Source organism: Acinetobacter towneri DSM 14962 = CIP 107472 (assembly GCF_000368785.1).
GTDB lineage: Bacteria > Pseudomonadota > Gammaproteobacteria > Pseudomonadales > Moraxellaceae > Acinetobacter > Acinetobacter towneri.
The window spans coordinates 159786-167649 of record NZ_KB849695.1 but is presented as its reverse complement, the minus strand read 5'-3'; the positions used below and the strand labels follow the sequence as shown (position 1 = coordinate 167649).

Below are 7864 nucleotides of genomic sequence, written 5' to 3'. Positions count from 1 at the left end.
CATTTTTTCTTGGTCAGATATCTGTTGTACTTTGGCAGGATTTAGTTGATCCATATGCTTTAAATACCAAACACGCAATGTTTCAGGAGTACAACCCTTGCGCAGCATGCTGCTCAGGTGCAATAGCTGTGATTGCAGCCCAAGTAGAAGGATAATCTTTTTCAGATTCAATCAATAATTGAACCGCTCTTTCTCTGATTTCAGGGGTATATTTTGGTTTTGTCATTGGAACATTCTCTCAAGAAAGTTGGTCTCCGACAAACCCGGTACGGTTCAGATGCAAATTTCTTAAGAATTTGATGAGGGTGTAAATAATTCTGTGTAAATACAGTTTTATTTACAGTCTCCATACACGTAAAAATCACGCCCCAGTTTAACTGGCAATAGTTTTGAACCCTTAGTTTTGAACCCTTGTATTAAAACTTAAACGAATCTAGCAATTCTTTATTTGATGTTAATACTCATCCAGTATTGAGGTTTTTTATCTTTTCTTGCTTGTGATCTAGGTTGAAATACTCTAATTTCATACTCACCTGACGCAGGTAAAATATAAATACCATTATCATCAAGCTCTGGAGAATATTCTCCAAGACTGATGGAGTCTTTTAATTGATTACCCCATAAGTAAGTTTCAACATTTCCTCCAGTCAACTTCACTTTTAACTTTTGCCCTTTTTTAGCATAAAATTTGTAGGAATCATACTTGTATCCATCTATCCTTCCGTAATAATTTGCAGAGTAAGCTTTTTTTGCAAAGTTAACTACTACAATCTTTCGTATATCATTGTTATCATTTGCAAGTACGGCAGGGCTAAGCATAGTTAAAGTTAGGGCCATACAAGCACCAGCTAGTAATTTCGTATTCGCTATTTTCATAAGTTACCTTAATAATTGTATACCTCACTACAGAATAACATATGAACCCTTGATCCTAGGCAGTATCTAGGACAAACAACTCCTCGTTTGCGAGCAGCTAAAAAAGATCATCTGTTTCAAATTTCTTTTGTGATTCTACTTTTTCCTCGCCAACAATGTCGCAAAACGCTGTTTAATTCGATTACCATCTGCATCTTTACGGTGCAATTCACCGACATTTTCATTGTATTTCACAATATCCCAATCAGCATAATAAGCACTTAACTCACCCGCTTTAAAACTAAAAGGGAAGTCCTGTTGCACAGGGTAATCTTCAGTATTCATCGCGCAAACAATTAAGTTAAAGCCTTGAGGTTTGGTCGCTTGCTGCATATGCTGAATAAGAGGAGGGATAGTTTCAGGCGCCAAAAACATCATTACTACGATACAGTTGATGAAGTCATATTCACCAGTAATAGTGGCATCCTGATTGAAATCCCGAACAGCAGTTTGAATAGATGAAATCTGTTCTGCAGCAATAATTTCATTTAATTTTTGGATACTCACTGGGTTCACATCCCAAGCATCCACCTGAAAACCGTTTTGGCTCAAATACAGCGCATTTCGGCCTGTACCACAGCCAACATCCAAAGCTTTACCCACGGTTAACTGTGGAAGTGCCATTAAAATTTCAGAATGTGTTGGGCTTAATTTATATTTTTTAACAAAATAATCTTGAGGCAAACAATAAAAACTAAGCTGGCACTCAATATCATCACTGGCAGATACAATTTTATGCCACGCTTGCGGTTCAATAAATGGTGGTTGATTTTCCACGGAAAAAATATGCTCAGATTGTACTTCACCAGATTCATGCAGCATCGAAAAATGCAATTCGCCTTTTAAAATAGTCAACTTCGCCCATGTGCCGACTTGGGTATTGTGTTGTTTTTTAAACCCTTGTGGAATTGAGTCATGATTCCAAATAGGAAGTTGTTTATAACAGATCAATTCTTGTTGCATCATAAACTCCAGTTATACCGATTCTGATGGGGTAAAGCTTCACAGTAATGTAGTGTCTTGTGTAGATTAGAAAATATCATCTTCATTTCAGCATAACATTGCAGACCTGTTTCAGCCATCTTCTGAATTTTATCCATCTCATTAAAATCAAAATTATTTAAATGATGTAGATGGTTAAAATACCAAACTGAAAAATATTCACCTCAAATTGCATGATTTTCATGTCTATTCAGTTGTGAATGTTTTACCATAAGCTGTTTTAATTCATTGAATTATCCCGTGTTTATTCAAGCCAATCAGTACGTTATTCCAACACAGCAGCATGATTATCCTGAATGGCATCGTGGGCGTGAGCGTTATGCGCTTTGGTATTTAACTGTTCAACATCCAGCTTTAGAATGCTATTTACAACAATTAAAACAGCAATTTTCAGATGTGTTATTTCGCCCAAACACACGTCAGTTTCATATCACCTTATATATTTGTGGGTTTTATGCTGCATCAAAGCATTGGGAAGATGACTTTCTCGAGTCACAATTTCAACAACAAGTTCAAGCCTTACAGCAGTTGCAACTCAAGCCTTTTCAACTGAAAGTGGGCGGCATCAATAGCTTTAACAGTGCTTTATTTGTAGAAGTGCAAGATCAATCACAGCAATTGGCGCGTATACGTCAGGCACTTGGCGCAGGTGGGGCTGAAATCGCAGCCTTGCAGTATCATCCACATATTACTTTGGGTTTATATCAAACAGCGTTCTCAACCAATTTGATTTTGCAGCGTATTCAAAATCTCCCCGTGCAATATTTCGATTTAGATATCCATCATTTAAATTTTGGTTATTATCAGGCGCACACTTTACAAGGTCAGCTATTTAGCATGCATCAATTTCCTTTGGAGCACATGTGATTCAACTTATTTTAGGTGGTGCGCGTTCGGGTAAAAGCCGCTTGGCTGAACAAACTGCGCAGCAATTTGGCAAATCCGTCATTTATGTGGCAACCGCCCAAGCGGGCGATGCAGAAATGCAGGCACGGATTCAGCATCATAAACAACAGCGTCCGCAGACTTGGCAATTGTACGAAGAGCCTTTGTATTTGGCAGAGCGGTTAAAGATACTGGATCATCCCCATGCTGTGATTTTAGTAGATTGCCTGACCTTGTGGATGAGTAATCTATTGATGCAATCTGCAGAAAACTTTGCCGAACAACAAATTTTAGCATTGCTCGAAGCTTTACCTCAGTTGCAAGCCGATATTATTTTAGTAAGCAATGAAACAGGTTTGGGCGTTGTACCGATGGGCGAAATAACCCGAAAATTTGTCGATGAAACAGGGCGATTACATCAGCAATTGGGGCAAATTGCAGACAAAGTACAGTTCTGTGTAGCTGGTTTTCCAATGCTTTTAAAAGGAGAGAATCAATGACTTGGTGGTTTGCAGCGTGTCAAAAGCCAAATGAACAGATGAAACAACAGGCAATTGCACGACAACTTCAATTGACCAAACCAACAGGTTCATTGGCAGCATTGGAAAATATTGCGATTCAACTGGCGGCTTTGCAAGGAACAACGCAGCCGAATATTGAACGTCCGTGGATATGTATTTTCGCAGGCGATCATGGCGTGATGGAAGAAAATATTTCCGCCTATCCCCAAGCCGTGACTCGGCAAATGCTACAAAATTTTGCCACAGGTGGGGCATGTATCAGCGTCATCGCCCGACAATATCAGGCGCATTTACAAGTGGTGGATTGCGGGTCGGTCGGGGAAGCGTATGAATATGCAGGAGTAGAGCGGCATTGTATTCGTGCAGGCACAGCGAATTTTGCTAAAACCCGCGCCATGACTGAACAAGCGTGTGCAGATGCGATGGCACTTGGACGTCAAAGTGTGGAAGATGCCATCGCACAGCAGGCCTCGATTTATGTCGCAGGTGAAATGGGTATTGGAAATACCTGTTCGGCATCAGCCTTGTCTTGCTTTTTATTACAAGAACCTGCTGAAGCCTTGACTGGCATAGGCACAGGAATTGACACTGCACAATTGCAACATAAAAAACAGGTGATTGATGCTGCTTTAGCTCTACATCAGAACTATGTGCAAGATGATGCTTTTAAAGCCTTATGTGCAGTTGGTGGATTGGAGGTCGCTGCAATGGTGGGCGCGTATATTCGCTGTGCGCAGTTGGGCTTGCCGATGGTGGTGGATGGTTTTATCAGCAGTGCTGCTGCATTAGTTGCAGTGCGTTTAAATCCTCAAGTCCGAGAATGGATGTTGTTTGGGCATCAATCGGCTGAATATGGACATCGTCGCTTATTAGAAGCATTAGGTGCACAAGCCTTGCTGCATCTAAATTTACGCTTAGGTGAGGGCAGCGGTGCGGGCGCGGCATTGGGCATTATCCAACTGGCCTGTGCCTTGCATAATCAAATGGCGACTTTTGCCGAAGCTGCGGTTATTGGTGAGAAAGTATCTTTATGATCATGCTAAACCTATTAAGACATGGCGAAACAGAATTGGGTCATACTTTGCGTGGCTCAACCGATGATGCTTTGACTTTAAAAGGTTGGCAAGACATGCAGCAGACTTTAAACACGGCAATAGCTACAGGACAGCGATGGGATGTTGTGGCAAGTTCACCTTTACAGCGTTGTCTGCAGGTTGCTCAGACCTTTGCGCAAGCACAGCAATTGCCACTGTATATTGATGCACAATTTCAGGAAATGCATTTTGGTGCATGGGAAGCTATTTCCACTCAAACCTTATATGAACAATACCCTGAAGATTTAGCTAAATTTTGGATGACACCGACCCAATTTAGTCCGCCACAAGCAGAATCTTTGCTAAATTTTCAGCAGCGCGTTTTGCAAGGTCTGTCCGATCTCAACCAATATTTACAACAACTCGAGCAACAACCTAAACGTGTGTTATTGGTCACGCATGGCGGGGTAATTAAATTGCTCAAAGTATTGGCGCAGAAAAAATCTTTAGACGATATTTTAAAAATGTCTGCAGCGTTGGGGCAATTGAGTTCATTCCAGTTACATCCCAATGGCAACATTTGCATGCAGGGGCAAACATGACACCTTTTTGGATTGCCTTGCAATTCCTGAGCACTTTTCCTGTTTCTTTAAAACAGATGCCAACTGCAGCACAAAATGCACAATCACTGCTGTTTTATCCGCTCGTTGGCTTACTAATTGGAGCTGCGCTGTGGGGGATGGCGCATTTATTGCAATTCTTGCCTTTGGTTCTGAGTAGCAGCTTAATTTTAGTGCTCTGGATTTGGCTGACAGGTGGTTTACATTTAGATGGACTGGCTGATACTGCCGATGCATGGGTCGGCGGTTTTGGTGATCCTGAACGTAGCTTAAACATCATGAAAGACCCAAGCAGCGGCCCGATTGGAGTATTGAGCTTACTGATCTGCTGTTTATTAAAATGGTCTGCGTTGTATGTATTGCTCGAACAACAGTATTTGGCATTTTTGCTGTTTGTACCCGTATTGGGACGATTAAGCGCTTTGGTTTTATTTTTAAGCACGCCTTATTTACGTGCCAATGGTTTAGGCACTGCTATTCAGGCACATTTGCCTAAAACAGGCACAAAAATTGTGATCGCATTGACCTTGCTTGCAGGAGTGCTTTGGGGATGGGTGGGTTTGGTGACCGTTCTGACTTTTATCCTTAGCACCTTGTATTTGCGATATAAATTTATGCAGCGTTTAGGTGGAATTACGGGCGATACCGTTGGTGCGAGTATTGAAATAACAGAAAGCATGATGTTATTGGCTATTGCGATTCTTTGGTTTTTAATAAATTAGCTTTTGAGCAGTTTTTCTTGTTTCAAGTGCGCTGAAAATTGAAATAATATAAGCGAATGAATTTACAGCTATTTATGCACTCAATTTCAGCAAGTATGCAGATGAATTTGTCATTTGTCGGAAAGTTCCTAAATTAGATTTGCTATTTTTTTTAAATATGATAATAGTAGTTTATGTCAATCAGCCTTGATGGCATTTGTATCTCAGGATGAGATCACAAACGTGATGTATAAAAATCAAAAGGAATGTCATTTATGATCAAACTGTTAAAGCAAATTTTCTGTATCCATATTTATGAATATGACGCAATGGAAGAAATCGGGGCGCATTTAGAGTGTCGTAAGTGTGGGGATTCTAAGACACAATAATGTTAAGTATTGAATCTGTATTAAAACCAAGTGAGTCTTTATGACTCACTTTTTTATTTTAGGCTAATAGCCTGAATATTTTGCTTAGTCTTGCCTGCATGTATAGATTAGACTGCACTTATCCATCTTCAAAACTACATATATCATTCCCACCTCTTTTGGTGGGGAGACTTCTCATGCTGTACGAAGTTTGATTTATACAAGTGCACAATTAAATTTTCTATCCTCCGCACACTTTATCCCACAAGGTATTCCGCTTAAAATCCAGTACCTAGAAATATTGAACTGACCGTATTTATGGCTAAAAACTTTCAAGAAAAAACGTATATTGTAGATGACAATCTAGCAGATACTTTGACGTGGCTGCTGCATCATCAGGATTGTTATGATCGGTTTTATTATGATGCGATTCAGCAACAACTGACGGTAGAACATGCCAACGGGGTAGATATTATTAAAACAGGGCAGTATTTAAATGCCAGTTACGGAATTTTAATTACCTCTTAAAAGCGTTGCCGCATAAACTTATTTTGCTGCATAAAAAAACAAAGTCCCTTTTAGGGACTTTGTACATTTGGATGGGTGCTAAAATTTTAAGCCATTGCCATCGCATTTACCGACAACTCAGAAACGGTTGGCTTGGCACGTTCAGGCACTAAGCCTAATTTTTGGAACAATTGTTTGTCTTTGCCTTCGCCTGCGTTTGGTGTGGTTAAAAGCTTTTCACCTGAGAATAACGAGTTCGCACCTGCCATAAATGCCAACGCCTGATCTGAATCGGATAACGATTCACGCCCTGCAGATAAACGAATATAGCTGTTTGGCATGATAATACGTGCAACTGCAATGGTACGAATCCACTCAATCACATCCAGTTTTTCTACTTCAGCCAATGGTGTACCTTCAATCGGAACTAACATATTGATCGGCACAGATTCAGGATGTAACGGTAAAGTCGCTAATTCATGTAATAAACCAATACGGTCTTGGGTATCTTCACCTAAACCGACAATACCGCCACTACATACTTTCATACCTGTTTGACGCACAATATCCAAAGTGTTTAAGCGATCATCAAAACAGCGGGTACTAATCACATTAGGATAATACTCACGCGATGTGTCTAGGTTATGGTTGTAATAATCTAAGCCTGCATCTTTTAAGCGTTCTGCCTGCGATTGGTTTAACATCCCTAAAGTCATGCAAGTTTCTAAGCCCAGAGCTTTGACTTCACGCACCATTTCCAGAACATAGGGCATATCGCGTTCATGCGGATTACGCCATGCTGCGCCCATACAAAAACGTGAAGAACCTGATGCTAAAGCTTCTTTAGCCTCTTGAATGACTTTATCAACCGCAATGCGTTTTTCAGCTTCAAGCTGTGAATCATAATGCGCAGACTGCGAGCAATATTTGCAGTCCTCAGGGCATTTACCTGTTTTAATCGACAATAAGGTACTGACTTGTACAGTATTGGCAGCAAAATGTTGGCGATGCACACGCTGTGCTTCAAAGACTAAATCCAGAAAAGGCTGTTCATATAACTGCTGAATTTCTTCTCGAGTCCAATCATTGCGTACTGACATAAGTAAAAGTCCATCATCCCTATTATTCATAGTCTGTATCATACACAAATAGTTTGAATCAGAAAGGCATAATCTCCCAATTTCGTGGCAAATATTCGACAGAATAGAATTAAAATCATGCAGTCTATTTAGTTGCAAACTTAAGCAATTTTTCTGATATTTCGCTGCAAAATTAAATTTTATGGATTATTATTTTTGCGATGAATTTGTT

Annotated in this window: 9 protein-coding genes; 6 read left to right on the top strand and 3 right to left on the bottom strand. The window is 40.1% G+C overall.

The window, feature by feature from the left end; all coding sequences use genetic code 11:
- Window positions 1-444 precede the first annotated feature (444 nt).
- Both F947_RS13540 and tehB read right to left on the bottom strand, forming a co-directional pair.
- A complete protein-coding gene (locus tag F947_RS13540; RefSeq protein ID WP_004976922.1) occupies window positions 445-876 on the bottom strand; it encodes a PPC domain-containing protein in 432 nt (143 codons plus the stop codon).
- Between the two features lie 135 nt (window positions 877-1011).
- A complete protein-coding gene (gene tehB / locus F947_RS13535) occupies window positions 1012-1878 on the bottom strand; it encodes an SAM-dependent methyltransferase TehB (protein WP_004976920.1) in 867 nt (288 codons plus the stop codon).
- Window positions 1879-2157: 279 nt separating this feature from the next.
- On the opposite strand from tehB, the gene F947_RS13530 reads away from it, so the two are divergent.
- The 6 genes from F947_RS13530 (at window position 2158) to F947_RS13505 (ending at window position 6574) form a co-directional block, all read left to right on the top strand.
- Window positions 2158-2784, top strand: coding sequence for a 2'-5' RNA ligase family protein (locus tag F947_RS13530; RefSeq protein WP_004976918.1), 627 nt, complete (start codon window positions 2158-2160; stop codon window positions 2782-2784).
- On the top strand, window positions 2781-3302 hold the full coding sequence (gene cobU, locus F947_RS13525) for a bifunctional adenosylcobinamide kinase/adenosylcobinamide-phosphate guanylyltransferase (RefSeq protein ID WP_004976916.1): 522 nt from the start codon (window positions 2781-2783) through the stop codon (window positions 3300-3302). Before F947_RS13530 ends, cobU begins: the two co-directional genes overlap by 4 nt.
- The gene (gene cobT / locus F947_RS13520; RefSeq protein WP_004976913.1) at window positions 3299-4357 is read left to right on the top strand and encodes a nicotinate-nucleotide--dimethylbenzimidazole phosphoribosyltransferase; all 1059 of its coding nucleotides are present in this window, start codon (window positions 3299-3301) and stop codon (window positions 4355-4357) included. The genes cobU and cobT overlap by 4 nt, the downstream gene beginning before the upstream one ends.
- Window positions 4354-4959 (top strand): histidine phosphatase family protein, encoded by a 606-nt coding sequence (locus F947_RS13515; protein ID WP_004976909.1) that lies wholly within the window; start codon window positions 4354-4356, stop codon window positions 4957-4959. Before cobT ends, F947_RS13515 begins: the two co-directional genes overlap by 4 nt.
- Entirely contained in the window at window positions 4956-5699 is a 744-nt protein-coding gene (locus F947_RS13510; protein WP_004976907.1) for an adenosylcobinamide-GDP ribazoletransferase, read from the top strand. Before F947_RS13515 ends, F947_RS13510 begins: the two co-directional genes overlap by 4 nt.
- A gap of 665 nt (window positions 5700-6364) precedes the next feature.
- The gene (locus F947_RS13505; protein WP_004976903.1) at window positions 6365-6574 is read left to right on the top strand and encodes a hypothetical protein; all 210 of its coding nucleotides are present in this window, start codon (window positions 6365-6367) and stop codon (window positions 6572-6574) included.
- A gap of 86 nt (window positions 6575-6660) precedes the next feature.
- Here the strand turns inward: F947_RS13505 and bioB are convergent, their stop codons facing one another.
- Window positions 6661-7653 carry a biotin synthase BioB gene (gene bioB / locus F947_RS13500; protein WP_004976901.1) on the bottom strand — a complete coding sequence of 331 codons (993 nt, stop codon included), beginning with the start codon at window positions 7651-7653 and terminating at the stop codon, window positions 6661-6663.
- Window positions 7654-7864 lie beyond the last annotated feature (211 nt).